Raw genomic sequence first — 25413 nt, 5'->3', positions numbered from 1 at the left:
TATAGCTGGAATGCGGTCGGAAGGGGTGGAGATTCACCCGAGCGGCGCAGCTGACCCGGTTCGGCCGGAACGGGAGTGCGAACGGGTGATGCCGGTGGGAACCCCGAGGTGGACGGGTTCTGATCCGGGCGTGAAGAGCGCACCGGAGAGTACCTCCTTGCCAAGATAGGCTCAAGGAGTTGATGGTTTAAAGCCGATGGATACGGGTCGGAATCGCGCCGCCGGGCCGCGGGATTACGCGTATTGAATTACCGGCGTTGAAGTATCGGCACTGATTCGCCGGGCTACTTCGGCGCGAGGGCCCACTCGCCCCGCTTCATCACGCCGCACACTTCCAGTTCGTCGTCGAGGACGACGAAGTCGGCGAATTTGCCGGCCTCGACCGAGCCGACTTCGTGGTCCAGGCCCAACGCCCGCGCGGGGGTCAGCGAGGCCGACACCGAGGCGTCCTGGATCGACAGGCCCAACTCGCGCACCGCGCGCCGCAGCGCCACGTCCATCGTCAGGGTGCTGCCGGCGATCGAGCCGCCGCCGGCCAGCCGGGCCACCCCGGCCGAGACCTCCACGTCCAGCGCGCCGAGCCGGAACATGCCGTCCGGCCGGCCGGCCGCGGCCATGGCGTCGGTGATCAGCGCGACCCGGTGCGGGCCGACGGCGTTGAAGACCATGCCGATCACCGCCGGGTGCACGTGGATGCCGTCGTTGACCAGCTCGACGATCACGCTTTCGTCCTCGATCGCGGCCACCACCGGGCCGGGCTCGCGGTGGTGCACCCCGGGCATGGCGTTGAACAGGTGGGTGGCCACCCGGGCGCCGTTGGAGAACGCCTCTTCGGTGATGCCGTAGCCGCCGTCGGTGTGCCCGACCGCGGCGATCACGCCGGAGTTGGCCAGCAGCGCGGTGGCCTCGATGCCGTAGTCCAGCTCCGGGGCCAGGGTCACCATCTTCACGGTCCCGCGGCCCGCGGCCAGCAGCGGCCGCAGCAGGGCCGGGTCCGGCGCGCGCAGCAGGGCCGGGTCGTGGGCGCCGCAGCGGGCCTTGGAGATGAACGGCCCCTCCAGGTGCAGCCCGGCCAGCAGTCCGTCCTCGACCAGGCCGGCCAGATCGGACAGGTAGCGCTGCAGGTCGTCCAGCTCGGTGGAGACCGTGGAGGCCATGATCGTGGTGGTGCCGTGCGCGCGGTGGAAGGCCGCGGCCCGCACCGCCTGCTCGACGTCGCCGGAGCTGAAGGCCGCACCGCCGCCGCCGTGGTTGTGCATGTCGACGTAGCCGGGCAGCAGATGGCGTCCGGCCAGGTCTATGGAGGCCTCGTGCGGGTCCGTGTTGGACGGTTCCGGTGCGGAGCCCGCCGGGCCCACCTCGGCGATCCGGTGGCCCTCCACGCGCAGCCAGCCGTCGGCTCGCACGCCGTCGGGGAGGACGATCCGGGCGTTCGTCAGCAGTGTCATCGCAAACCTGTCGGCAGAAAAATAGGAGCGGATGGAGCGGGCAAGGCCGGACTCGGACCTGATTTGATTGGTATAGACCTGTAAATGACGGACCCACGGTACGCCATCGGGGTGCATGGGTGCGGTGTGGGTCTCCAGCCGTACTCTGGTCTGCATGAACAGCAGCGAGTCCGGGGGCGGATTGACGGACCGGGACCGCGCGATCCTGGCTTTCGAGAAACAGTGGTGGCGCAACGCCGGCAGCAAGGAGCAGGCGATCCGGGAGCGGTTCCAGATCTCTGCGACCCGCTACTACCAGTTGCTGAACGCGCTGCTGGACGACGAGGCGGCGCTGGCGTTGGAGCCGGAGGTGGTCAAGCGCCTGCGCCGGCTGCGCGCCGCACGGCAGCGCGCCAGGTCCGGACGGGTGAAACGGGTGTCCGACATCGGCCCGGACGCCGACGGGGAGCCCCGGCCTGTGTCTAATGAGGGGCATGACCGGGACCGAGCCGCTTGACCGGGGATCCGCCGAGCCCGCTGAGTACGAGGGGCCGGCGTACCGGGATCGTCTGGGGCTGGTGAGCGAGCCGCGGCCGATGAGCCGTCCGGCGCTGCTGGCCGCGGTGGTGGCGGTCTGCGGTACCGGATTGCTGGCGGGCCTGGGCCTGTTCGGCGGCGCCCCGCCCAAACCGCGTCCGTCGGCCCCCGCGGCGAGCGTCGTGAAGACCATCGTGCCGCTCGCCTCGCGCGTCGGCGAGCCAGTCCACGAACACCCGGTGCACCGGCTGCATACCCACCATCCCGCGGCGCACGTGCTGCATACTGCCCACAAAATGCACTCGGCGAACCACGAGAGGCATTCCGCGGTCCGCGAAGTGGCCCGTCACCTACACAAGGCGGCATATAAGGGGAGTGCCGGCCACGGCGCTCCACACAGCGCCAGCCGACACTCCCCGGTCCACAAGGGGCTCAGGAAGCCTGAGCCCGCGGCCACTGCGCGGCCCGCAGCGCCTTCTGGGACGCCGCGTACAGCATCGCGACCGTCATCAGCAGCGACAGGCCCAGCAGCGTCGCGGTAGGGGAGAACCACTGCAAGGCGGCGCTGGCCACCAGCATCCCGGCCGGCATCCCGATCAGCAGGAACATGTCCAGCGCGGCGGCGGTCCGGCCGCGCTGCTCGTCCGGCACCGCCTGCAGGATCAGCACGTTGACCATCACCACCGCGGACGGGATCACCGCGCCGCTGAGCGCCAGGAACGCGGCGTCCACGAGGGGGGCGGCGAAGCAGGTCATCCCGAAGTTGCCGACCGCGAACACCATGCAGGCCACGATCACCAGCCAGCCCGGCCGCAGCACCTTGTGCAGCGGCTTCACCAGCGCGGTCCCGGCCAGCCCGCCGAGCGCCATCGCCCCGACCACCAGGCCGGTGGTGCCGGAGGCGGCGTGGTTCTGGTGCATCCGCACGATCAGGCTCAGGAAGACCGGGTAGCCGGCGGTGTTGACCAGGCACAGGGCCAGCGTGGTGGCCCGCATCACCGGGTTGCCCATGATGGTCTTCAGGCCCAGCAGCACGCCGCCGTCTGCCTTCCCGCCCCCGGCCTCGCCCTTGGGTTCGGATTCGGCGGCGTCGGCGGAGCCCGCGGTGGTGACGGACTTCGGCAGCTTCAGGAACACCACGGTGAGCAGCGACACGACCCCGGTGAACGCGGCGAACAGGAACGGCAGCGCCCGCGAGATCCCGAACAACGCGCCCCCCAGCGGCGGCCCGGCCAGCTCGCATCCCTGCTGGCGCACCTGCTCGGCGGTGAGCGCGGCCGGCACCTGTTCCGGCGCCACGACCTGCCGGATCAGCAGGGTGCGCGCCCCGGCGAAGGGCTGGATGGCCCCGAGCGCGGCGGCGGTGAGCAGCAGGTGCCAGAAGGTCAGGGTGCCGAGGAAGTAGGCGACGGCCACGGAGCCGGCCGCGACGGTGCGGACGGCCTCGGACAGCAGGAGCAGGCGGCGCCGGTCCACGCGGTCCATCAAGTGGCCGACCGGCAGCGTCGCCAGCACCGAGGTGATGAGCTGGACGGTGGCGAACAGTCCGGCCCGCAGCGGCGACCCGGTCATCGCCAGGATCACCAGCGGGTAGGCGATGTCAGCGGTCGACAGGCCGAGGAGCGCGGTGACCGCGCCGCCCCACAGGAGGTTGAAGTTGCGGTTGCGGCGCAGGGGGAGCGGCTTGGCGGTGGGCCGCGTGGGCTCGGCCGAGGCGGCGGCGGGCTTCGCCGAGTCGGCGGCGGTCAGTTCGGCGCCGGCCGTGGTCTCGGTGGTTCCGGTGGTGGAAAGCGCCCCGGCCGTGGCCTGTGCGAAGTCCTCCAGCATGTCGTCCATCGCCGCGTCCCCCGTCGGCTCGAGCGTTGTTGCGGTCATCGTGAACCCTCCCTGGTTCATGAACGTTCGCTCTAGCGAGAGCATTCACACCCTCAGCACTATTCACGCTTGAGTGAATGATGACGCATCCGTGAGCGTCTGGCAAGATGGAAGCCATGGGCAGCGACAGGACGACCTCTGACCTAGCCGGGGTGTTCCACGTGGCGCGGCGCGCCGTCGAGGACGCCAAAACCCAGGTGGACCAGGCGCTCCGCGAGGTGCACGAGGAAGTCGCCGGCGCCCGCGAGCAGGTCGCGCTGTTGCAGGAAGTGGTGCGCACCGTCACCGACGTCGACACGATCAAGGCGCTCGCCGACCCCACGCGGCTGGCGATCCTGCGCGCGCTGACCCGTGACGGGCTGCCGAAGTCGGCCAAGGAGCTGGCCGAGGACCTCGACCAGCCGCAGACCAAGCTCTACCGGCACCTCAAGGTGCTCCAGGAGGCCGGCCTGATCGAGCCCGCCGAGACCCGGGTGGTCTCCGGCATCGTCGAGACCAAGTACCGGGCGATGCAGACCCAGGTCTCCATCAACCCCGCCGAGAACCTCGACGAGACGCGCGAGGCCATGAACGACGTGATCGCGGGGAGCCTGAACGACTACCGCGACCGGATGCTCCGGTCGGTCGAGCTGGACAAACCCGAAGCGGACGAGGAGACGGCGAAGAAGCGCGGGATCCTGATAAACCTGTCGGCGACCATCTCCGCCGAGCGCGCCGACGACTTCCAGCGCCGGCTGGAGGATCTGGTCACCGAGTTCGACGAGTTCCCCCGGGACCCGGACGGCGTCCGGGTCGAAGGGCTGGTCTCCTGGTTCAGGCCCCGGATGCCTGAGACCGCGCAAGCTCCTGCCCCCGAAGCAGAGTCCGCATAGGCGGCCGCTCCATCACTGTCACATCGGTCGAACGCGGCGCGAAGCCCTCGGCCTCCCGATGGAACTGCGTCATCAGCGTGTGCGGCTCGACGGCGTCCTCGCCGGGCACTATCCGCCCCTCGCGGTGCAGCCGCTCCCACGCCACCTGCATGATCTCGCTGGCCATCCGGCCCAGGCCGGCGTCGTCCTGGTGGTGGTGCAGCCGCACCCCGACGTCGACCTGCGCCATGCCGTCCAGCCCGACCAGCGCCAGGGTGTCGATCAGCATCGCGGTCTCGACGCCGTAGCCGGTCGGGAACGGCAGCCGCTCCAGCAGCGTCCGGCGCGCCGCGTACTCCCCGCCCAGCGGCTGCACGAAGCCGGCCAGCAGCGGCCAGTGCAGGTTCAGGATCGGCCGCGCCACCAACTCCGTGACCCGGCCGCCGCCGGCCGGCAGCACCGCGGAGCCGGCCACCAGCGGCCGGTCGTACATCGCCTTGACCAGGTGGATGGGGTCGCCCTCGGTGGACAGCAGCGGTCCGAGCACGCCGGTGACCACCGTGGAGGAGAACGCCTGCAGATCGGCGTCCACGAAGCACACCAGGTCGCCGGTGGTCGCGGCCAGCGAGCGCCACAGCACCTCACCCTTGCCGCGCACCGAGGGGACGGCCGGCAGGATCTCGTCGCGGTGCAGCACCTTCGCCCCGGCCGCGGCCGCGTTCTCCGCCGTGCGGTCGGCCGAGCCGGAGTCCACCACTAGCAGTTCGTCGACCAGCGGGGCGGCTTCCATCAGGTCCTCGCGGACGGTGGAGACGATCGCGCCGACCGTCTCCTCCTCGTCCAGTGCGGGCAGCACCACGCTGATCCGGGCCCCGGCGGCCCGCTTCGCGTCGAGCAGCCGCGCCAACGGCCAGTCCGACGCCTTCGAGGAGCGCGCGGCAAGCCACCGCTCCACCTCTTCCAGCACCGGGCTCTCCACTCTGAAATCGGTATCGGCGACCACTTCAAGAGTAGGCGACCGGACAGACTCGCTGCTGTCTCGGGATCCGGACGGGTAGGTCCCATGAGGCCGTCTGAGGCTTACGCTCCATAGCGACAACTTCATAAAGCGCTCATCCAGAGGAGCTGAGGGACCGGCCCTACGACGCTCCGGCAACCATCCGTTTTGCCACCTCATCGTGGCACGGCGCGGTGCCAACTCCGGCCCACGCGGCAGCCGCCGAGCCGTGGGAAAGATGAGGAAAGGAACCTCGCGTCATGTCCGGCACCCCATCCACGGTCGCCCCCTTCGGCCCCGCCGCCCACCTCTCCTGTCGTGAGTGTGGTCACACCACGGATCTCGGCCCGAAATTCGCCTGTGAAGAGTGTTTCGGCCCCCTGGAGATCTCCTACGACTTCGGGACCGTGACCCGCGAGCAGATCGCCGCCGGCCCCGCCTCCATCTGGCGCTACGCCCCGCTGCTGCCGGTCCCGGCCGACGTCGCCACCCGGCCCACCACGAACCCCGGCTGGACCCGCCTGGTCCGCGCCCAGCACCTCGGGCGCGAACTGGGCCTGGCCAACCTCCACGTCAAGGACGACTCCGGCAACCCGACACACTCCTTCAAGGACCGGGTCGTCGCGATCGCCGTCCAGGCCGCCCACGCCTTCGGCTACACCACTCTCTCCTGCTCCTCCACCGGCAACCTGGCCGGCGCGGTCGGAGCCGCGGCGGCGCGCGCGGGCCTGGACTCGTGCGTGTTCATCCCGTCGGACCTGGAGAAGGAGAAGATCGTCGTCGCCTCCGTCTACGGCGGCCGGCTGATCGCCATCGACGGCACCTACGACGAGGTCAACCGCTTCTGTAGTGAGCTGATCGGCGACGAGCTCGGCGAGAAGTGGGGCTTCGTCAATGTGAACCTGCGGCCCTACTACGCCGAGGGTTCCAAGACCCTGGCGTACGAGATCGCCGAACAGCTCGGCTGGCGGCTGCCGGAGCAGATCGTGGTCCCGGTGGCCTCCGGCTCGCAGCTCACGAAGATCGACAAGGGCTTCCGCGAGCTGGTGAAGCTCGGCCTGGTCGAGGACACGCCGTACAAGGTGATCGGGGCCCAGGGCTCCGGCTGCTCCCCGGTCTCGCAGGCCTACAAGGACGGTATCGACGTCATCCGCCCGGTGAAGCAGCCCGACACCATCGCCAAGTCGCTGGCGATCGGCAACCCGGCCGACGGCCCCTACGTGCTGGACATCGCCCGGCGCTCCGGCGGCACCGTCGAGGACGTGACCGACGACCAGATCCGGGCCGCCGTGAAGCTGTTGGCGCGCACCGAGGGCATCTTCGCCGAGACCGCCGGCGGCGTGACCGTCGGGGTGCTGAAGAAGCTCGCCGAGGACGGGCGGCTGGACCCGGAGGCGCTGACCGTGGTCATCAACTCCGGCGACGGGCTGAAGACCCTTGACGCGGTCTCCGATTGCGGGCCGACCGCTGTTATCAAGCCGTCCCTGGACGCCTTCCGCGCGACGCTCTGAAACGGGTTGTTCGCGCATTCTTCATCGGCATGATGCCCCGCGAGGGGATTGAGTAAGGAGCATGGCTATGAGCATCACCGTACGGATTCCCACCATCCTGCGTACTTACACCGACGGGAAGGCCGAGGTGTCGGTCGCGGGCGGTACCCTGGCGGAGGTGATCGACCAGCTGGAGACCGACCACACCGGTATCCGCGCGCGGGTCCTGGACGACGACGGCAAGCTGCGGCGTTTCGTGAACGTCTACGTGAACGACGACGACGTGCGCTTCGCCGAGGGGCTGGGGACCGCGGTGCCGGAGAACGGCAACGTCTCCATCATCCCGGCCGTCGCAGGGGGCTGACGCGCCGGCACCCCGGTGTGCCCTGAGAAGGACCGGTTCCCGTATCGTTATCTACTCACCGTGTTCGGTGCGAGAAGATACGCGGGGATCGGTCCGCATTTGTCTGCGCACCACTTACGAACCTCTGAAATATCTCTGAGATTTAGGCCTGTTGTACCGTGCGTCACATTGGCTAGTCTCAGCGCCGGTCGAACGATTCGGCGAGATCCCTCCAGCTCAACCCTCTTGGTACGGCGGGTGGTACGGCGGCGAACGCAGACCCTGGCTCGCGGGGTGCGGGCCGGAAAATGGGGTGGGTGTTCCAACAGGGGGTAGCCCACTCCGTCTAGAGCCGGCAGCAAGGGGAGTACGGAATGGCTCAGGGCACCGTCAAGTGGTTCAACGCGGAGAAGGGCTACGGGTTCATCGCGGTCGACGGCGGGTCGGACGTCTTCGTCCACTACAGCGCGATCCAGATGGACGGATACCGCAGCCTGGAGGAGAACCAGCGGGTCGAGTTCGAGATCTCGCAGGGCCAGAAGGGCCCGCAGGCCGACATGGTCCGCGTCCTCGTCTAGCGATCCGCAGCCCGGCACCGGACCAGTTCGTCCCGCGCCGGTCTCCACCACCGGGTCGCGACCATTCGGGGTCACGCCGCTGCCCGTCCGTAACAACCGTAAGCACCTACTCACCTTCAGGGCCCGCTCCCGTACTACGGGGCGGGCCCTGAAGTCTGTCGGCAGTCTGTCGGCCCGGAAGTCTGTGGACCGGCTCGCCGGGCACTGGCTTGCACTCCCCGAGGGAGAGTGCTAATCATTGAGCTTGGCAGTCTCACACCGAGAGTGCCAAATGAGAGAACCTTTCAGGCGAGGCTCCCCGTCACCCGGTAGGGACCGGACACGGCGGCGGGCCGTCCGTCGCGGGCGCCTGACGGTTCGCCAAGGATCCCTGGTGTGGGAGGTCTGTACCACAATGTCGAAGATCATCGCGTTTGACGAGGAAGCCCGGCGCGGCCTGGAGCGCGGCATGAACCAGCTCGCGGACGCGGTCAAGGTGACCCTCGGCCCGCGTGGCCGCAACGTCGTGCTGGAGAAGAAGTGGGGCGCCCCCACGATCACCAACGACGGCGTGTCGATCGCCAAGGAGATCGAGCTCGAGGACCCCTACGAGAAGATCGGCGCCGAGCTGGTCAAGGAAGTCGCCAAGAAGACCGACGACGTCGCCGGCGATGGCACCACCACCGCCACCGTGCTGGCCCAGGCGCTGGTCCGCGAGGGCCTGCGCAACGTGGCGGCCGGGGCGAACCCGATGGCGCTCAAGCGCGGCATCGAGGCCGCCGTGGAGGCGGTGTCCGGCGAGCTGTCCGCGATGGCCAAGGACGTCGAGACCCGCGAGCAGATCGCCGCGACCGCCTCGATCTCGGCCGCCGACACCGCGATCGGCGACATGATCGCCGAGGCGATGGACAAGGCCGGCAAGGAAGGCGTCATCACCGTCGAGGAGAGCAACACCTTCGGGCTGGAGCTGGAGCTCACCGAGGGCATGCGCTTCGACAAGGGCTACATCTCGCCCTACTTCGCCACCGACCTGGAGCGGATGGAGACGTCCTTCGACGACCCCTACCTGCTGATCGCGAACTCCAAGATCGGCAACGTCAAGGACGTGCTGCCGATCCTGGAGAAGGTGATGCAGAGCGGCAAGCCGCTGGTCATCATCGCCGAGGACGTCGAGGGCGAGGCGCTGGCCACCCTGGTCGTGAACAAGATCCGCGGCACCTTCAAGTCGGTCGCGGTCAAGGCCCCCGGCTTCGGCGACCGCCGCAAGGCCATGCTCGGCGACATCGCGATCCTGACCGGCGGCCAGGTCATCTCCGAGGAGGTCGGCCTGAAGCTGGACTCCGTCGGCCTGGAGATGCTGGGCAAGGCCCGCAAGGTCGTGGTGACCAAGGACGAGACCACGATCGTGGACGGCGACGGCGACAGCGACTCGATCGAGGGCCGCAAGAACCAGATCCGCGCCGAGATCGAGAAGTCGGACTCCGACTACGACCGCGAGAAGCTGCAGGAGCGGCTGGCCAAGCTGGCCGGCGGCGTCGCGGTGATCAAGGCCGGCGCGGCCACCGAGGTCGAGCTCAAGGAGCGCAAGCACCGCATCGAGGACGCGGTGCGCAACGCCAAGGCGGCCGTGGAGGAGGGCATCGTCGCCGGCGGCGGCGTGGCCCTGATCCAGGCCGGCAAGCAGGCGTTCGAGAAGATCGACCTGGCCGGCGACGAGGCCACCGGCGCGAACATCGTGCGCCTGGCCCTGGAGGCCCCGCTGAAGCAGATCTCGGTCAACGCCGGCCTTGAGGGCGGCGTGGTGGTCGAGAAGGTGCGCAACCTGGAGACCGGCTTCGGCCTGAACGCCGCCACCGGCGAGTACGTCGACATGATCAAGGCCGGCATCCTGGACCCGGCCAAGGTCACCCGCTCGGCGCTGCAGAACGCGGCCTCCATCGCCGCGCTGTTCCTGACCACCGAGGCGGTCATCGCCGACAAGCCGGAGAAGGCCTCGGCCCCGGCCGGCGGCGGCATGCCCGGCGGCGACATGGACTTCTGAGCCTCGGCTCAGGGTTCTGGTTCGGAACTGGATCGAACCGCGGGCGGCTCCGACTTCGGTCGGGGCCGCTTTCGGCGTATTCGAACGGATTTTTACCCTTCTGGGTGATTACTTTCCGGTTCGCTTCCCTCGCGCTGCATGTGGCGTGTGAGTCTATGCTCGGAGTGTGACGACAACGGGACACTCTGACGCCCATGGCGGTACCAGGGAGCCACTGATGACGATCTCAGCGGAAACGCGGCGCGAGTTCCACCGGTTCGACGACATGCTCGGCCCTGAGTACCGCGCTGAACTCATCGCGGGAGAGATCATCGTGAATCCGCCACCACACGGTACCCACGAACAGGTCTTCGCCAAGCTGAACAACCAGCTTGTGAAGAAGTCGGCTATCGAGATCGAGGTCTCCGGGCACCGGGGTATCGAGACGCCGTTGGGCGACTACATCCCCGACATGACGATCACCGAGCCGGACACCTTCGGGGGGAAGCCGCCGTGGGGCAGTCCCGAGGGGATTCTCCTGCTCGTGGAGATCACTTCATCGATGAGAGCATCGGATCGTGTTGCCAAGCGTCGTGCCTATGCCGCCGCGGGCATCCCCTTTTACCTGCTGGTTGATCGCCAGAACGTTGAGTCTGTGCTGTTCAGCCAGCCCGATGTCGAAGCCCAGGACTACCGGGCCGACATCCGCGTCCCCTTCGGCTCGGACCTCGAACTCCCCGCGCCGTTCTCCTTCACCCTGACCGATTTCACCCCGCGGGCACCGCGGCCCCGCGAGCTCTGACCGGTCCGCGCAGCCGTTGTCCGTAGCCGACCCCCGCCCGCGCCCTTGTGCCCCCTCTCCGATCTCTGGCGTAATGAAAACGTCAGTCTTCTGAGACGGGAGAGCGTATGGCCTCACCAGCGCGCGGGCACCACCGCATTTTCCGGTGGCTGAACCATCCGCGGCGGCTGGTGCGGTTGAGTCCGGGGCAGCGGCGGCGGTTCATCCTGGTCATCGGAAACACGATCGTCACGTCCGGGGCGATCGTCTTGCAGGTCTCCGCGCGCGGGAATCTCGTGGTGTGGACCCTCGCCCTGATCGCCGTGTCGCTGATCACCGGCATCCTCGCCATCGGGACCGAGTGGCTGATCGTCGAGGGTGCGGGGGCGGCGGCGGAGAGCGGGCGGCATCGGTGGCCGGATCCGGGCGTGGCCAACGGATCCGCGCCGGTGAGTCTGGAGCTGCCGCCCGCCGATGAGCAGTTCGTGGGGCGGCAGCAGCTCGACCAGTTGCGCGTCATGCTTCAGCGGGTCGCGAACGACGGGCGCGGCGCGCCGGTTCTGGCGTTGTACGGCATGGGCGGCGTCGGCAAGTCCTCGCTGGCGGTGCAGTTCGCCGAGGAGGTGCGCAGCGACTATCCCGGCGGCGTCCTGCACCTCTCGCTCGGTGCCGGGGCCACCGGGCTGGACGCGCCCGATCCCGCGACCGCGCTGGGCCGTCTGCTCTCCGCGCTCGGTGTCCGCACCGGTGAGGTGCCACCGGAGGAGGAGGCGCGGCGGCGGCTCTACCACGACCGCCTCGTCGGCCGGCGGGTGCTGGTGGTCCTGGACGACGCCAAGTCCGCGGCCCAGGTCCGTCCGCTGCTGGCCCGGGTCCGAGGCTGCGCGACGGTCATCACCAGCCGCCGGCCGCTGGGCCTGCTGGAAGCCGAGCCCTTCACCGTCGGCGGTCTGGACGACGACTCGCTGCGCGAACTGCTGGTCCGCCAGGTCGGTGCCCGCCGGGTGGACGACGAGCCCGACGCGGCCCGCCAGATCATCCGCGCCTGCGGCGGTCTCCCGCTGGCCCTGCGCCTGGTCGCCGCGCGCCTGGCCGCCGACGAACACCGCACGCTGGCCGAGCTGGCCGACCGCCTCAGCCTGGAGGAGTTCCGCTCCGGCGACGTCCGCGTCCGCGACGCCATCGAGGTCTCCTACGCCGACCTCAGCCCCCGCAGCCGCCGGGCCTTCCGGCTGCTGACCCTGTTCCCGTCGATATCCCTGCGGGAGTGGGCCCCGGCGCCGCTGCTCGACATCCCGGTCGCCGAGGCGTCGGCGGTCATGGAAGACCTGGTGGAGGCCCAGCTCCTGGAACGCGCGGGGCGGGGCGTGCCCAACGGCGCGGAGTATCGCTTCCACGCCCTCGTCCGCGAATACGCCGAGGAACGCCTCGCCGCCGAGGAGACCCCCGACGAGCGGCGCTCCGCCCTGGCCCGCCTGGGCGGCGCGTTCCTCACCCTGGCCGAATACGCCGAACACCTCACCGATCCCACCGTGCCCCGGCACGGCCGGGCCGGCGGCGTCCTGCCCTCCAGCGCCGAGCACTGGCACGTCGACGACCCCGACCTGCTCCGCTACGCCGAGTACGCCCCGACCCGCTGGCTGCTCGGCGACTGCCGGCGGCTGGGCCGCATGGTCGAGCGGGTCCACGAACAGCAGCTGTGGGACCTGTGCTGGGAGATATCCGTGGTCCTGGCCCGGGTGCTGGAGACCGTCTACACCGTCTGGAACCGCTGGGACGGCGTGCTGCGCGCCGGACTGGACGCCGCCACCCGGCGCGGCGACCGGCGCGCCGAGTCGATCATCCACCAGGGGTTCGGCGTCCTGCGCCACTACCAGGACCGCTTCGATGAGGCCGAGCAGCACTTCACGGTCGCCCTGCGGCTGTGCCGCGAGATCGGCCACCGCCCCGGCGAGGCCTACACCCTGCGCTGGATCGGCCGCGGCCACTACTTCGCCGGGCACTTCGCCGCCGCCGTGCACGATCTCGAGCAGGCCCTGGAACTGTCGCGCGAGCTGGGCAACAAGCTGGCCGAGGCGCGGGTGCTGCGTGACCTGTGTGAGGCCTACGCCGGTCTGCGCCGCTTCACCGATGCCGAGCAGGCGATCCGGGCCGCGCTGGCGTTGTTCGAGAGCGACGCCGTCGACCAGGGCGTGGACCAGAACGTGCGGCAGCCCGCCGAAGCCGCGCGGGCCCGGCGCGACCTCGGCATCCTGCTCAACCGCCGGTACAAGTTCGCCGAGGCCGAGCAGCAGCTGACGTCGGCCGTCGACACTCTCACCGAACTCGGGCACTGGTACTGGCGCGCCTCGGCGGTCTTCGACCTGGCGATGCTGCGGCTGCGGCAGCATCGGCCGGTCGAGGCCGAAGCGCTGATGTGGCAGTCGTTCGACACCTTCAACGACTCCGGTTACCGGTACTGGACCGCCGTCGTCGGCCGCCGCCTGGCGATGCTCCGGATGGAGCAGGGACGGGTCGAGGAGGCCGTCGAGCTGATGATGCCGGTGCTGGAGACGTTCCAGCAGCTGGGATTGGGGCTGTGGGAGAGCTATACGTTGCGGGTGCTGGCCTGGGTACGTCGCGAGGAGGGGCGGCTGGATGTGGCCGACCAGCATCTGGAGGACGCGGCGGCGCTCGCCGAGCGCTACGAGGATCCGTGGGGTCTGATGCGGGTTCGCTGGATGCAGGCTTCGGTGTGGATGGCGCAGGGGCGGGCGGCCGAGGCGGTGCGGCTGTACCGGGAGGCGGCGGCCACCGCGGCCCGGTACGAGGAGCCGTGGCAGGAGGCTGAGATCCTGGCCGACCTCGCGAAAGCCCTGCGGGCGACCGGCGATCGCGCGGCCGCGTCCCGGGCCGAGGCCGAGGCGAAGGAGGCGGCGGCGAGCTTCGAGCCGCAGCCGGCTCGCCGGCGGGCGGGCTCGGTGCGGTCGATCCGGTTGCCGGTGGGGCGGCGCGAGCGGCTGCGGCGGTGAGTTTCGCAGGGCTCTGGGTAGCACCGTAGGATCGCAGGGTTCTGGCCCGGCGCTTCCGCCAGGAGCGCCGGGTCCGGCATGCCTACCGGCCGCGCGGTCGCCGCGGGTGCTTCGGACGCCGCAGTCCGGCGGCGGTGAGCCGGGCGAGCAACTCGCGGGACCGGACCGGCGTGGCCCCGGCCGCGACCGCCCGGTCGTAGAGGTGCGACGGCAGGTCGTAGTGGTCCCGCTCGAAGCCCCGCGCGGGGACGCCCAGCCGCTCGGCGAACTCGTGGAGCTCGGCGAATGACGTGTCGCTCACCAGATGGGACCACAGGCGACCGTGGCCGGGCCAGGTCGGTGGGTCGATGAGGATCACGGGGTCATCAAAGCACAATCGTCGGGACGGCGAGGGAGCCGCCGGTGCTGCCGCCGTGGCTGTGCGCTGCTGCGCCTGCTACCTCGGCTTCGCGCCGCCGCAGCCGCAGCGCCGCGCCGCGACCACCGGGTCAGCTTCGCGCAGCCGCCGCAGCCACGGCTCCGCGCCGCGGCCGCCGGATCAGCTTCGCGTCGCCGCCGCCGCAGCAACCGCGGCCTCGACATCGGCCTCCACCAGCGCGGCGTTGATCTGCGCGCCGGTGAAACTAGCCGCACCCGCGGCCGCGATCACGCCGGCGCTCGGGTCCACGACGTTGCCCGCCGCCCACACGCCCGGGACCGAAGTGCGGCCGCCGATGCCGGTCTTGGTCCAGCCGGTGTCGGGGTCCTTCTCGCAGCCGAGGGCGTCGAGCAGGGTGCCGTTGGACTCGAAGCGCGGCACCAGGAACACCGCCTCGCGCCGGACCCGCGTGCCGTCCGCCAGCTCGACCGCGCTCAGCCGGCCGTCCTGGGTCGCCAGCTGTCGCACCGGCCGCTCCTCGATCCGGATGCCGCGCGCCGTGAGCTTCGCACGGTCCTCGTCCGCCAGCGGCTGGCCGTTCAGGAAGTACACCAGGTCGTCGGTCCACTGGCGCAGCAGCAGCGTGTGGTGCGTGGAGAACGGCCCGGTCGCCACCGTCGCCAGCGCCTGGTCCCGCACCTCCCAGCCGTGGCAGTACGGGCACACGTGCACGTCCGTGGCCCACAGCTCGCGCATCCCCGGGATCTGCGGCAGCACGTCGGTCAGGCCGGTGGCGACCAGCAGCTGCCGCGCGCTCGCCTCGCACCCGCTGGCCAGCGACACGTGGAAGCCGTCCTCGGTGCGCTCGGCCTTCTCCACGTAGTCCGTCACGACCACGCCGCCGTAGGACAGCACCTCGTCGCGCCCGAGTACCAGCAGCTCCAGCGGGGACATGCCGTCGCGGGACAGGTAGCCGTGCATGTGGTCGGCCTTGGCGTTGCGCGGGGCGCGGGAGTCCACGACGAGCACCCGGCGGCGGGCGCGGAGGAGCATCAGGGCGGCGGACAGGCCCGCGGCGCCGCCGCCGACGATGACGGCGTCGTACTCGGGACGCCCGCTCTGGGCGTCGGTGTCGATATCCTCGTCGTGCCGAAGATCCTCGTTGTGCTGAAGATCCTCGTTGTGCTGATCGTCGCTGGTCTGGGTCGACATGCGATCACCTCCGCCGCCGACGATGCGCCACCGGCGTGCCCCCGGGCAAGAAAAGTTGCCGACTTGGCAAACTGGGGCCATGGACGACCAGCTCGCCGCCGGCATCGGCACCCGCCTGCGCACCGCCCGCCGCACGAAGGCCCTGACCCTGGCCGAGGCCGCGGCCGCCACCGGCATCTCGGTCAGCACCCTGTCCCGCCTGGAAACCGGCGGCCGCCGCGCGACCCTGGAGCAGCTGCTACCGCTGGCCGATCTCTACGAGGCCTCGCTGGACGAACTCGTGGGCCGCGCCGAGCCGCCCCGCAAGCAGGGCGACGGCCGCGTCATCGTCCCGCTCACCAAGGAACCCGGCGGCCTGCGCGCCTACAAGATGACGCTCCCGCCGCGCCAGGACGACGACCCGAACCCGGAACTGCGCACCCACGAAGGCTGGGAGTGGATGTACGTCCTCAGCGGTCGGCTGCGCGTGCTGCTCGCCGAACACGACCTGATCCTCGGCAAGGGCGAGGCCGCCGAGTTCGACACGCACGTCCCGCACTGGTTCGGCGCCGCCGGGCCGGTGCCGGTGGAGCTGCTGACGCTGTTCGGGCCGCAGGGGGAGCGGGTGCACGTGCGCGCCCGCTCTCGTGGCCAGTGGGGGTAGGGCTACTGCTCCAACGCCGCGATCTCAGCACTCAGATTCGCCCGGGCGCGAACGTCATAGCGCTGCACCGCGACCGGCGTTCGGAACAACTCCGGCAGCTCCAGCAACCCCCGCAGCACCGCGGCGCGTCCCGGCCGGAACAGCTCGTCCGGGACTTCGGCGTACTCCTGCCGGATCGCCTCGGCGTAAGCGCCGTAAGCCGCGGCGTCGCCGCCGAGCACCGCGAGGTCGGCGTCGCAGAGCACGGCGCCGTTGCGGTCCCCGTCGGCCACCGCGTGTCCCTTCGTCAGCCGCACCAGTCGCGCCACCTCCGCGATCCGCGCCTCGGGCACGCCCAGCGCCGGTAGCTCCGCCTCGGCCAGCTGGGCGCTCAGCTCCTCGTTGTCGGCGCTCGCCGTGCCGCCGTCGTATACCGCGTCGTGGAACCATGCCGCGAACTGAACCGCCGCCACGTCGTCGGCGAAGTCGCCGAATTCGTCCACGCCGTCCAGTACCCGGGTCAGGTGGTCCAGGGTGTGGTAGCGGCGATGTGGTTCGGCCCAGCGGGCGACCAGGCCCTCGCCCAGGCGGGTGCTCTCCGGGGTGATGCCCGCGAGGATCAGCCAGCGATCATGTAGCGACAGCGCCATGGCCGCAGCCTACGCCGATCGATCACGACCGCAACGCGCGTGGGTGGGGCGGGGCTCCGGGTGGGGACAACGGCTCCCGGCCCGCGCTACTCCGCAGCCGCAGCCGCAGCCGCAGCCTTTCGAGCCTCCCGCGCTGTAGCCGCCCCCGAAGCCCGCGCCGCCATCGCCACGCACTCCAACACCGTCCGCGCCGCCAACGCCGCCCGCACCTCCGCGATCGCCGACGGCGCCATCGACAGTGACCGCGCCCCCAGCCCGACCAGTACGCAGGCCAGCAGCGGATCGGCGGCGGCCTCCCCGCACACGCCGATCGGCTTGCCCGTCGCCTCCCCGGCGGCTCCGGCCGCCCCGATCAGCTTCAACACCGCCGGGTGCCAGGGGTCCTGCAACGGGCCGACCGCGCCCAGCATCCGGTCGGCGGCCATCGTGTACTGAGTCAGGTCGTTGGTCCCGATCGAGGCGAATCCCGTGCGTCCGCCCAGGATCGCGCCGGCGGTCAGGGCCGAGGCCGGGGTCTCGACCATGATCCCGACCCGGCCGCCGGCCACGTCCAGACCGCAGCCGGCGGCCAGTTCGCAGAACCACTCGGCCTCGGTGATCTCGTCCACCATCGGCGCCATCACCCACACCTCGGGCGCGCTGGTGCCGGCCGCCTCCCGGATCGCCAGCAGCTGGGTGCGCAGCACTGCCTCGTTGCGTCCGTCGAAGGCCCGGAACGCGCGCAGCCCGCGCACCCCCAGCGCCGGGTTCGGCTCCTCGCCCAGCGGGACGAACGGCAGCGGCTTGTCCGCCCCGGCGTCCAGCGTCCGCACCACCACCCGGGCCTCGGCCGGGAACGCGTCGAACACGTCCTTGTACGCCTTGACCTGGGCATCGAACGTCGGCGGCTCGTCGGAGTCCAGATACAGGAATTCGGTCCGGAACAGCCCCACGCCCTCGGCGTCGGCCGCCAGCGCCGACGGCACGTCGGCGGCGCCCCCGATATTGGCCAGCAGCTTCACCGCGGTGCCGTCGGACGTCCGGCCCGGCCCGGTGAGCGCGGACGCGGCCGCCGCCGCGCAGGAGCGCGTCACCGCGGCCTCCATCGCCTCGGTCGAGGGGCGCCCGATCACCGTCCCGGCGGCGGCGTCCACCAGCACCGTCGTGTCATCGGTCAGGGCCAGCACGCCCGCGGCGCCGACCACGGCCGGGATGCCCAGGGCCCGCGCCAGGATCGCGGTGTGCGAGGTCGGGCCGCCCTCGGCGGTGACCAGGGCCAGCACCAGGTGCGGGTCCAGCAGCGCGGTGTCGGCCGGGGCCAGGTCGGCGGCGACCAGGACGTAGGGCTCGGTGCGGCGCGGCAGCCCCGGCATCGGCACGCCGCTCGCGACCGCGACCGCCCGGGCCGCGATGTCGTCGAGGTCGGCGACCCGGCCGGCCATGTAGTCGCCGAGAGCGCAGAACTGGTCGTGGTACTCGGCGAAGGTCTCGTGGATGGCGCGGGCCGCGGTCTTGCCGGCGTCGGTGCGGGCCCGGACGCCGTCTTCCAGCTCCGGGTCCTCGGCCATCATGGCCTGGGCTTCGAGCACGTCGGCGGTGGGGCTGCCGGCCGCCGTGCCCCGGGCGCGCAGGTCCGCGGCGACCGCGGCCAGGGCGGCGAAGGCTTTGGCGCGCTCGTCACCGGCGTCGTCCGCGGCCGGCCCGTCAGGGGGTTCCGGCGGCGGCTGGCCCATCCGCGCGACCGGTCCGGCCACCGCGGCGGTGCCGACTCCGACGCCCTGGAACTCGGTTTCCGAGAACTCGGTTTCCGCGGACTCGGCTGGCGCCGACCCGGTTTCCGTGGACCTGGCTTGCACCGGCCCGGTTCCCGTGGACTCGGCTGGCGCGGCCCCTGCCTCAGCCATCGAAGTCGGTCTCCAACAGGTCGGCCAGCTCGTCCACGGCCGCCGCCGCGCCCTGGCCCTCGGCCGCGGCCAGCGTCACCCGCTCGCCGCCGCGCACGTCCAACGTCATGATCGCGAGCAACGACTTGGCGTTCACCGGCGCGCCGCCGTCCTTGGCCAGGGTCACCGGCACCGGCAGCTCCTTGGCCTTGTTGACGAAGACGGCGGCCGGCCGGGCGTGCAGCCCGATCTTGGAGGCCACCGTCACGGTGCGCTGGGGCATGTCAGGGTCCTTCGTTATGGGGCCGGGGCGGCTCAGCGCCAGTGGAACAGCTCATCGCCCGCGGCGACCGCGCCGGCCACGATCGCCTCGATGGCCGCGGTCTCGGCGTCCAGCGCGATCACCGGGCTGACCGGGGACAGCCCGCGGGCCTGCACGTCGGCCGGGTTCCAGGTCACGATCGGCTGGCCGGCCCGCAGCTGGTCGCCCTCGGCCGCGACCAGCTCGAAACCGGCGCCGTCCAGGTTCACCGTGTCGATCCCGAGGTGGACCAGCACGCCGCGGCCGTCCTCGGACTGCACGACGAAGGCGTGCGGCTTGAGCTTGACCAGCCGGCCGGCGATCGGGGCCACGGCGACCTGCGGCGCGCGCTCGGGGTCGACGGCGGCGCCGGGGCCGACCATCGAGCCGGCGAACACCGGGTCGGGGACCTGGGCCAGGCCGATGGCCGTGCCGGTCAGCGGAGAGGAGATGGAGATGTCCATGGTGCTCACTCGTGGTGCTCGGGGCGATGTCGCCGGTGGGTGCGCACGCGGGCCGGTGCCGTACCGCGAGCCGGCTACATCAGGTCCTCGATGTCGTTGGCGATCGTGTCCGCCTCCGGACCCACCACCACCTGGACGTTGTTGCCGACCTTCATCACCCCGTGCGCTCCGGCCGCCTTCAGCGCGGCCTCGTTGACCTTGGAACCGTCCCGGACCTCGGTGCGCAGCCGGGTGATGCAGGGCTCCAGCTCGACGATGTTGTCGGCGCCGCCCAGTCCGGCGATGATCTGCTCGGCCTTGCTCACGGGCACTCTCCTTGTTCCGCCGGGCCCGCGGTGCGGCGGGCCCGGGATGGTGACACATCGGACATTATTCCACTTGGCAGTCAAAGGCTTGATGACCGGTGGCCCGGTTGCGCCGTCTGTGGAACCGGGCGCCGCCGGACCCGGCGGGCGGCGCCGGGCACGACGCCTTGTGAGTAGTCGACACCAGTTGACACCGATGTGGCGCCGGTGGTCTAGTCCGGTGACATGAGCGATGAGGCCGCGGGCATCGACCCGACCAGCTCCGTGCCCAAGCATCTGCAGCTCAAGGACCTCCTGGGCCGGATGATCGCGGACGGGCTGGAGCCCGGCTCGCCCATCCCCTCCGAGCGGGACCTGGCCGAGCAGCACGGCCTGAGCCGGATGACCGTGCGCCAGGCGATCAACGCGCTCGTCGCCGACGGCCGGCTGGAGCGGCGCCTGGGCCGCGGCACCTACGTCGCGCAGCCGAAGATGGACGTGCAGATCCGTTTAGTGGGCTTCACCGAGGACATGCGCCGGCGCGGCATGACCGCCAGTTCCCGCACCCTGTCCTTCGAACGGATCCACGCCTCCAGCGCCCTGGCCGGCCACCTGGAGGTGGAGTCCGGCGAGCCGGTGGTCCGCCTGGTCCGGCTGCGCTACGCCGACGGCATCCCGATGGCGATCGAACGCACGCACCTGCCGGAGCGGATCGTCCCGGGACTGGTGGAAGCGGGGGCGCCGGAGTCGCTGTACCGGTACCTTGCCGAGGAGTACGGGATCGTACTCACTTGGGGGGAACAGTCGATCGAGGCGGCCACGACCGCCGCCGAGGACGCGCCGCTTCTCGGTATTCGCTCTGACGGCGTAGTTCTGGTCATGGCGAGGCGTTCTTTTGCTGAAGATGTGCAAGTGGAATATGCGACGTCTGCTTATCGCGGGGACCGGTACCAGCTGTGGGTGCCGCTCGCGCAGGCAGCGCGTCCGATAGTCCGCAACCCGTAACCGAGCAGGGCACGCTCACCGACGCATCCATCACGCGGCTGCGGGGCTTGGCATTACGTGGCACACCGAGAGGACCACCTGATGAGCGTAGAAGCTGCCGCGGCGGCCCCGGTCCCGGCTCCGAAGGAGCCCGGGTGGGGGAGCAAGACGTTCGCGGTGCTGCAACGCATCGGCAAGTCCCTGATGCTGCCGATCGCCACGCTCCCGGCGGCCGGTCTGCTGGTCCGGTTCGGCCAGGACGACATGCTCGGACGCTTCCACAGCCTCAAGACCGTCGGGGCCGTCATGCAGGCCGGCGGCAACTCGCTGCTGAACAACCTCCCGGTGATCTTCGCCATCGGGGTGGCCATCGGCTTCGCCAAGAAGTCCGACGGCACCACCGCGGTCGCCGCCATCGTCGGCTACCTGGTCTACAACGCCGTCTCGATGCAGATGTTCGCCGGCTCCAAGCTCAAGGCCCAGGTCCTGGGCCTGGTGATCAAGAACGCCGACCAGGGCGTGAACGAGGCGGTGCCGGCCGGCGGGCTGAAGTTCGGGCTGGACATGAACCAGCCGAACCCCACCGGAGTCCTCGGCGGGATCCTGGTCGGCATCATGGCGGCGCTGCTGTGGCAGCGCTACTACCGGATCAAGCTGCCCACCTGGCTGGCGTTCTTCGGCGGCCGCCGCTTCGTGCCCATCGCCACGGCCGTGGCCTGCCTGTTCCTCGGGGTCGTGATGGGCTGGATCTGGTCCCCGATCGGCCAGGGCATCAACGACCTGTCGACGTGGATCACCCGCAACAGCACGATCGGCCTGTTCATCTACGGCACCCTGAACAGGTCCCTGATCCCGTTCGGCCTGCACCACATCCTGAACGCCTTCCCCTGGTTCCAGTTCGGCAGCTACACCAACGCCAACGGCACCTTCCACGGCGACATCGCCCGCTTCCTGAACGGCGACAAGACCGCCGGCCTGTTCCAGACCGGCTTCTTCCCGATCATGATGTTCGGCCTGCCCGGCGCGGCCCTGGCCATGTGGCGCGCGGCGCTGCCGGCCAAGCGCAAGGTGGCCGGCTCGATCATGATCTCGGCGGCGCTGACGTCCTTCGTCACCGGGGTCACCGAGCCGCTGGAGTTCTCGTTCATGTTCGTGGCGCCGGTGCTGTTCGCGATCCACGCGGTCCTGACCGGCATCTCGATGTCGCTGATGTGGAGCCTGGGCGCCAAGGACGGCTTCAACTTCTCGGCCGGCCTGATCGACTTCGCACTGAACTGGGGCAAGGCGACCAAGCCCTGGCTGATCCTGATCGTCGGGCCGATCTATTTCGTGGTCTACTACGCGCTGTTCAGCTTCGCCATCAGATGGCTGAATCTGAAGACCCCCGGCCGGGAACCGGATCCGGAACTCGACGAGTTACCGACATCGACCTAGTGCGTGCGCGGATGTGGCAGGCTGCCACCTATGTCTGATCCGACGCCCCTGCTGGAAGTCATCGCCGTCGACGCCGACGACGCCCGTGCCGCGGCCGCCGGCGGCGCCGACCGCCTGGAACTGGTCTCGTCGATGGAGCACTCGGGCTTCGACCCGGCAGTGGAGACCTTCGAAGCCATCCGCGCGGCCGTGGACCTCCCCCTGCGGGTGATGATCCGCCGCCGCGCCGGGTTCTCGGCCGGCGGCGTCCAGGGCGTGGCCGAACTCGTGCACGCGGCCGAGGCGCTGCGCCGGGCCGGCGCCGAGGAGTTCGTCCTGGGCTGGCTGGACGACGACGGCACGGTCGACATCGAGGCGGTCCGCGCGGTCCTGGACGCCCTCGGCGGCGCGAAGTGGACGTTCCACAAGGCGATCGACGCCGCCCCGAACCGGGCGGTCGTCTACGACGCCATCCGCAAGCTCCCCGGCCTGGACACCGTGCTGACCTCGGGCGGCTTCCCGGCCTCCGGCGACGGCCTGGAAGTGCTGCGCGCCGAGTCCGAGCACGAGCGCGCGGCCGACGGCCCCCGGGTGCTGGTCGGCGGCGGGCTGACGCGCGAGGCGCTGCCGGCGCTGCGTGCCGCCGGGCTGGACGCGTTCCACGTGGGGACCGCTGTGCGGGCGGCCGGGACGTGGGACTCGCCGGTGGATGTGGAGAAGGTCGCTTTGTGGCGGAAGGCGCTGGGGTAGCCGCGCCGACGCTCATACCGGGCAAGGTCGAGCGGGCCCACTGCGGGGACCGCTGAGAGCACCGCTGACGGCTGCCGACCGAAGTCGTTCACCCGGCGTCCATATGCTAGGCTGCTGCGCCTTGCCCGGTACGTACGGCGGTTCCGCTCCTTACAGAACCGCGCGGACCTCTGCCTGAAGAACCCCTAACACGCCCCGGCGCCATGTCGCCGTGCGCGCGTCTCTTCCTCTACTTCTTCAGGAGTCCGGCATGCCCGAATACAGTGACGCCGCCGATCCGATCGTCGTCACCGAGCAGTCCCACCTCGACGAGTCCCGCGCAGCGCTCAAGTCGATGCGCGAGGAGGCACTCACCCTGCGGGCCGAGGGCGGCAACGCCGTCTCGACCGAGAACCTTCTGGCGGCTCTGCGCAACCGTGCCAAAGCGCTGATGGACGATCCCAACATCCCGCTCTTCTTCGGCCGCCTCGACTACGGCGACACCCCCGAGGCGCACGAATTCCGGGGCGAGCACTACTACATCGGCCGCCGGCACGTGCACGACGCGTCCGGCGAGCCGATGGTCATCGACTGGCGCGCCCCGGTCTCGACCGCGTTCTACCGCGCCACCCCGAAGGTGCCGATGGGCCTGGACCGGCGCCGCCGCTTCGGCTTCGCCCAGGGTGCCATCACCGGCTACGAGGACGAGCCGCTGTCCGATCCGGCCTCCGCCGTCGCCCCGGCCGGCGAGCCCGGAGCCAGCCGCATCCTGACCGACGAGATCGAGCGTCCGCGCTCCGGGCCGATGCGCGACATCGTGTCGACCATCCAGCCCGAGCAGGACGAGATCGTGCGGGCCGACGTGGGCGTCAGCGTCTGCGTCCAGGGCGCGCCGGGCACCGGGAAGACCGCGGTCGGCCTGCACCGCGTCGCCTTCCTGCTCTACGCGCACCGCGACCGGCTGCGCCGCGGCGGCTCCCTGGTCGTCGGCCCCAACAAGGAGTTCCTGAAGTACATCGAGCAGGTCCTGCCCGCCCTCGGCGAGATCGAGGTCGGCCAGACCACGGTCGACGACCTGGTGGCCCGAGTGAAGATCACGGCCACCGACCCGCCGCAGTCCGGGGTGGTCAAGGGCGACGCCCGCATGGCCCAGGTACTCCACAACAGCATCTGGTCCCGCCTGCGCACCGCCCGGGAGGCGCTGCCCGAGGGCATCATGATCGTCCGCGGCTCCCGGCGCTGGCGGGTCCCGGCCTCCGAGCTCGACGAGCTGGTCGCGGTCACCAAGGAGCGCGACGTCCGCTACGGCGCCGGCCGCGCCATGCTCGCGCCGCGCATCGCCCACGCGATCCTCTCCCGCATGGAGGCCGCCGGCGAGACCACCGACGACCGCACGCAGAACGCCGTCGCCCGCACCAGCGAGGTGCGCAAGGCCGTGAACCTGCTCTGGCCGGCCATCGACCCGGTGAAGGTGGTCTTCGAGCTCTACTCCGACCCCGAGGTCCTGGCGGCCGCCGCCGAAGGGATCCTCACCCCCGAAGAGCAGGCCGGCATCGCCTGGACCGCGACCCGCCCGAAGGCTCCGCGCACCCCGGGCACCGCCAAGTGGTCCAGCGCCGACGCGGTCCTCGTCGACGAGGCCCACGACCAACTCGACCGGCTGCCCTCGCTGGCGCACGTCGTCCTCGACGAAGCCCAGGACCTGTCGGCGATGCAGTACCGCGCCGTCGGCCGCCGCTGCTCGACCGGCAGCCTCACCGTCCTCGGCGACATCGCCCAGGGCACCACGCCCTGGGCGACCCCCTCCTGGGCCGAGACCCTGAAGCACCTGGGCAAGCCGGAGGCACTGATCGAGGAGCTGACCCTCGGCTTCCGGGTGCCGCGCCAGATCATCGACTTCGCAGCCAAGCTCCTACCCGACGCCGCCCCCGGCCTACTGCCCCCGACCTCCGTCCGGCAACAGGGCGGCGCACTGGAGATCGACGCAGTCCCGGACCAAGCAGACCTCGTCGAGGCCATGGTCACCGCCGCCCAACTCGCCCTGGAACTCCAGGAGGGCTCCGTCGGCCTGATCACCGCCGACGCACGCGCCGCCGACGTCGCCGCCGCCCTGGCCACCGCCGGCGTCGAGCACACGGTGCTCGGCTCCGAGCCCGCGGCCCCGGCCATCGAGGGCGCCACCGAGACCGAGGCCGAACTGGTCGAGTCGCTACTCGCCGACACGGTCGGCCCCCGCCTGGTCGTGGTACCCGCGACGCTGGCCAAGGGCCTGGAGTACGACCAGGTACTGGTACTGGAGCCGGCCGAGATCGTCGCCGCCGAACCGCGAGGGCTGCGGCGGCTGTATGTGGTGCTGACCCGCGCGGTGTCGCGGCTGCATGTGGTGCACAGTGCGCCGCTGCCGGTGCAGCTGAGGTGAGCTGGGCTGAGATGGGCTTGAGCTGAGCTACGGGCTCATCCCGGGGCTGAAACCGTGAGTGGGGCCCGGAGAGCCGAGCCCCACTTAGGGCAGGGCTCGAAACGACCTTGCCGAGGTGGGCGGTACCTTCGCTGAGCTAACGCAGAGGACGAACAAGGTTCGGTTCCGCACGGTACCCGCCTGGTTATCAAGCCGCCTGGGGGCTGTTCGGGGGTCGGGTCTTTTT

The 25413-nt window shown here is 70.8% G+C and carries 22 protein-coding genes, 1 pseudogene and 1 riboswitch; of the genes and pseudogenes, 13 read left to right on the top strand and 10 right to left on the bottom strand.

The window, feature by feature from the left end; genetic code table 11:
• Positions 1-284: 284 nt before the first annotated feature.
• Positions 285-1448: an N-acetylglucosamine-6-phosphate deacetylase gene (gene nagA, locus IZR01_RS18595; protein ID WP_194893882.1), complete on the bottom strand. Its 1164-nt coding sequence runs from the start codon at positions 1446-1448 to the stop codon at positions 285-287.
• 154 nt (positions 1449-1602) lie between these two features.
• Here nagA and IZR01_RS18590 point away from each other — a divergent pair.
• Positions 1603-1854 (top strand): annotated as a pseudogene (locus IZR01_RS18590) (DUF3263 domain-containing protein); the annotation flags it as partial.
• A gap of 542 nt (positions 1855-2396) precedes the next feature.
• On the opposite strand, the gene IZR01_RS18585 reads toward IZR01_RS18590, so the two are convergent.
• Entirely contained in the window at positions 2397-3839 is a 1443-nt protein-coding gene (locus IZR01_RS18585) for an MFS transporter (RefSeq protein WP_194924551.1), read from the bottom strand.
• 116 nt (positions 3840-3955) lie between these two features.
• Between IZR01_RS18585 and IZR01_RS18580 the strand changes: the two genes are divergently transcribed.
• Entirely contained in the window at positions 3956-4711 is a 756-nt protein-coding gene (locus IZR01_RS18580) for an ArsR/SmtB family transcription factor (protein ID WP_194893879.1), read from the top strand.
• Here the strand turns inward: IZR01_RS18580 and IZR01_RS18575 are convergent.
• Positions 4653-5657, bottom strand: a complete 1005-nt coding sequence (locus IZR01_RS18575; protein ID WP_194893878.1) for a glucosyl-3-phosphoglycerate synthase — start codon at positions 5655-5657, stop codon at positions 4653-4655. The genes IZR01_RS18580 and IZR01_RS18575 overlap by 59 nt on opposite strands.
• A gap of 142 nt (positions 5658-5799) precedes the next feature.
• Positions 5800-5932: riboswitch (SAM riboswitch) on the top strand.
• Positions 5933-5947: 15 nt separating this feature from the next.
• Here IZR01_RS18575 and thrC point away from each other — a divergent pair.
• The 6 genes from thrC to IZR01_RS18545 all read left to right on the top strand — a co-directional run bounded on the left by thrC (position 5948) and on the right by IZR01_RS18545 (position 13889).
• A complete protein-coding gene (gene thrC, locus IZR01_RS18570; protein WP_194893877.1) occupies positions 5948-7198 on the top strand; it encodes a threonine synthase in 1251 nt (416 codons plus the stop codon).
• 67 nt (positions 7199-7265) lie between these two features.
• Complete coding sequence (locus tag IZR01_RS18565; protein ID WP_194893876.1) at positions 7266-7541, top strand: ubiquitin-like small modifier protein 1; 276 nt, start codon at positions 7266-7268, stop codon at positions 7539-7541.
• Between the two features lie 353 nt (positions 7542-7894).
• A complete protein-coding gene (locus IZR01_RS18560; protein WP_194893875.1) occupies positions 7895-8098 on the top strand; it encodes a cold-shock protein in 204 nt (67 codons plus the stop codon).
• Between the two features lie 394 nt (positions 8099-8492).
• Positions 8493-10118 carry a chaperonin GroEL gene (groL, locus tag IZR01_RS18555; protein WP_194893874.1) on the top strand — a complete coding sequence of 542 codons (1626 nt, stop codon included), beginning with the start codon at positions 8493-8495 and terminating at the stop codon, positions 10116-10118.
• Between the two features lie 217 nt (positions 10119-10335).
• Positions 10336-10899 (top strand): Uma2 family endonuclease, encoded by a 564-nt coding sequence (locus IZR01_RS18550; protein ID WP_194924550.1) that lies wholly within the window; start codon positions 10336-10338, stop codon positions 10897-10899.
• A 107-nt stretch (positions 10900-11006) separates the two neighbouring features.
• Positions 11007-13889, top strand: a complete 2883-nt coding sequence (locus IZR01_RS18545; RefSeq protein ID WP_194924549.1) for an ATP-binding protein — start codon at positions 11007-11009, stop codon at positions 13887-13889.
• A gap of 82 nt (positions 13890-13971) precedes the next feature.
• Here the strand turns inward: IZR01_RS18545 and IZR01_RS18540 are convergent, their stop codons facing one another.
• Entirely contained in the window at positions 13972-14247 is a 276-nt protein-coding gene (locus IZR01_RS18540; protein WP_323746287.1) for a DUF4031 domain-containing protein, read from the bottom strand.
• 180 nt (positions 14248-14427) lie between these two features.
• Complete coding sequence (locus IZR01_RS18535; RefSeq protein WP_194924548.1) at positions 14428-15459, bottom strand: NAD(P)/FAD-dependent oxidoreductase; 1032 nt, start codon at positions 15457-15459, stop codon at positions 14428-14430.
• A gap of 79 nt (positions 15460-15538) precedes the next feature.
• Between IZR01_RS18535 and IZR01_RS18530 the strand changes: the two genes are divergently transcribed.
• Positions 15539-16102, top strand: coding sequence for a helix-turn-helix domain-containing protein (locus IZR01_RS18530; protein WP_194893869.1), 564 nt, complete (start codon positions 15539-15541; stop codon positions 16100-16102).
• Between the two features lie 2 nt (positions 16103-16104).
• Here IZR01_RS18530 and IZR01_RS18525 read toward each other — a convergent pair whose 3' ends face one another.
• The 5 genes from IZR01_RS18525 to IZR01_RS18505 form a co-directional block, all read right to left on the bottom strand.
• The gene (locus tag IZR01_RS18525; RefSeq protein WP_194924547.1) at positions 16105-16731 is read right to left on the bottom strand and encodes an HD domain-containing protein; all 627 of its coding nucleotides are present in this window, start codon (positions 16729-16731) and stop codon (positions 16105-16107) included.
• 86 nt (positions 16732-16817) lie between these two features.
• Entirely contained in the window at positions 16818-18614 is a 1797-nt protein-coding gene (gene ptsP / locus IZR01_RS18520; RefSeq protein ID WP_194924546.1) for a phosphoenolpyruvate--protein phosphotransferase, read from the bottom strand.
• Positions 18607-18876, bottom strand: a complete 270-nt coding sequence (locus tag IZR01_RS18515) for an HPr family phosphocarrier protein (RefSeq protein WP_194898789.1) — start codon at positions 18874-18876, stop codon at positions 18607-18609. The genes ptsP and IZR01_RS18515 overlap by 8 nt, the downstream gene beginning before the upstream one ends.
• 32 nt (positions 18877-18908) lie before the next feature.
• A complete protein-coding gene (locus IZR01_RS18510) occupies positions 18909-19358 on the bottom strand; it encodes a PTS sugar transporter subunit IIA (RefSeq protein ID WP_194898790.1) in 450 nt (149 codons plus the stop codon).
• Between the two features lie 74 nt (positions 19359-19432).
• On the bottom strand, positions 19433-19663 hold the full coding sequence (locus IZR01_RS18505) for a PTS sugar transporter subunit IIB (protein ID WP_194898791.1): 231 nt from the start codon (positions 19661-19663) through the stop codon (positions 19433-19435).
• 225 nt (positions 19664-19888) lie between these two features.
• On the opposite strand from IZR01_RS18505, the gene IZR01_RS18500 reads away from it, so the two are divergent.
• From IZR01_RS18500 to IZR01_RS18485, 4 genes are all read left to right on the top strand, one after another.
• Positions 19889-20647 carry a GntR family transcriptional regulator gene (locus IZR01_RS18500; RefSeq protein WP_194898792.1) on the top strand — a complete coding sequence of 253 codons (759 nt, stop codon included), beginning with the start codon at positions 19889-19891 and terminating at the stop codon, positions 20645-20647.
• A gap of 81 nt (positions 20648-20728) precedes the next feature.
• On the top strand, positions 20729-22060 hold the full coding sequence (locus tag IZR01_RS18495; protein ID WP_194898793.1) for a PTS transporter subunit EIIC: 1332 nt from the start codon (positions 20729-20731) through the stop codon (positions 22058-22060).
• Between the two features lie 30 nt (positions 22061-22090).
• The gene (locus tag IZR01_RS18490) at positions 22091-22789 is read left to right on the top strand and encodes a copper homeostasis protein CutC (RefSeq protein WP_194924545.1); all 699 of its coding nucleotides are present in this window, start codon (positions 22091-22093) and stop codon (positions 22787-22789) included.
• Between the two features lie 250 nt (positions 22790-23039).
• Positions 23040-25187 carry a HelD family protein gene (locus IZR01_RS18485; RefSeq protein ID WP_194924544.1) on the top strand — a complete coding sequence of 716 codons (2148 nt, stop codon included), beginning with the start codon at positions 23040-23042 and terminating at the stop codon, positions 25185-25187.
• The last annotated feature ends 226 nt before the right edge of the window (positions 25188-25413 follow it).

The sequence above is a fragment of the Catenulispora pinisilvae genome (genome assembly GCF_015356865.1).
GTDB classification, from domain to species: Bacteria; Actinomycetota; Actinomycetes; order Streptomycetales; family Catenulisporaceae; genus Catenulispora; species Catenulispora pinisilvae.
Note: the sequence above shows the minus strand (reverse complement) of the source record. Positions and strands in the feature narration are given on the sequence as shown.

Bases quoted from the DNA above. Each gene is read 5' to 3' on its own strand.
- nagA (WP_194893882.1), bottom strand. From the start codon at position 1,448: ATGACACTGCTGACGAACGCCCGGATCGTCCTCCCCGACGGCGTGCGA.
- IZR01_RS18585 (WP_194924551.1), bottom strand. From the start codon at position 3,839: ATGACCGCAACAACGCTCGAGCCGACGGGGGACGCGGCGATGGACGAC.
- IZR01_RS18580 (WP_194893879.1), top strand. From the start codon at position 3,956: ATGGGCAGCGACAGGACGACCTCTGACCTAGCCGGGGTGTTCCACGTG.
- thrC (WP_194893877.1), top strand. From the start codon at position 5,948: ATGTCCGGCACCCCATCCACGGTCGCCCCCTTCGGCCCCGCCGCCCAC.
- IZR01_RS18565 (WP_194893876.1), top strand. From the start codon at position 7,266: ATGAGCATCACCGTACGGATTCCCACCATCCTGCGTACTTACACCGAC.
- IZR01_RS18560 (WP_194893875.1), top strand. From the start codon at position 7,895: ATGGCTCAGGGCACCGTCAAGTGGTTCAACGCGGAGAAGGGCTACGGG.
- groL (WP_194893874.1), top strand. From the start codon at position 8,493: ATGTCGAAGATCATCGCGTTTGACGAGGAAGCCCGGCGCGGCCTGGAG.
- IZR01_RS18550 (WP_194924550.1), top strand. From the start codon at position 10,336: ATGACGATCTCAGCGGAAACGCGGCGCGAGTTCCACCGGTTCGACGAC.
- IZR01_RS18545 (WP_194924549.1), top strand. From the start codon at position 11,007: ATGGCCTCACCAGCGCGCGGGCACCACCGCATTTTCCGGTGGCTGAAC.
- IZR01_RS18535 (WP_194924548.1), bottom strand. From the start codon at position 15,459: ATGTCGACCCAGACCAGCGACGATCAGCACAACGAGGATCTTCAGCAC.
- IZR01_RS18530 (WP_194893869.1), top strand. From the start codon at position 15,539: ATGGACGACCAGCTCGCCGCCGGCATCGGCACCCGCCTGCGCACCGCC.
- IZR01_RS18525 (WP_194924547.1), bottom strand. From the start codon at position 16,731: ATGGCGCTGTCGCTACATGATCGCTGGCTGATCCTCGCGGGCATCACC.
- ptsP (WP_194924546.1), bottom strand. From the start codon at position 18,614: ATGGCTGAGGCAGGGGCCGCGCCAGCCGAGTCCACGGGAACCGGGCCG.
- IZR01_RS18515 (WP_194898789.1), bottom strand. From the start codon at position 18,876: ATGCCCCAGCGCACCGTGACGGTGGCCTCCAAGATCGGGCTGCACGCC.
- IZR01_RS18510 (WP_194898790.1), bottom strand. From the start codon at position 19,358: ATGGACATCTCCATCTCCTCTCCGCTGACCGGCACGGCCATCGGCCTG.
- IZR01_RS18500 (WP_194898792.1), top strand. From the start codon at position 19,889: ATGAGCGATGAGGCCGCGGGCATCGACCCGACCAGCTCCGTGCCCAAG.
- IZR01_RS18495 (WP_194898793.1), top strand. From the start codon at position 20,729: ATGAGCGTAGAAGCTGCCGCGGCGGCCCCGGTCCCGGCTCCGAAGGAG.
- IZR01_RS18490 (WP_194924545.1), top strand. From the start codon at position 22,091: ATGTCTGATCCGACGCCCCTGCTGGAAGTCATCGCCGTCGACGCCGAC.
- IZR01_RS18485 (WP_194924544.1), top strand. From the start codon at position 23,040: ATGCCCGAATACAGTGACGCCGCCGATCCGATCGTCGTCACCGAGCAG.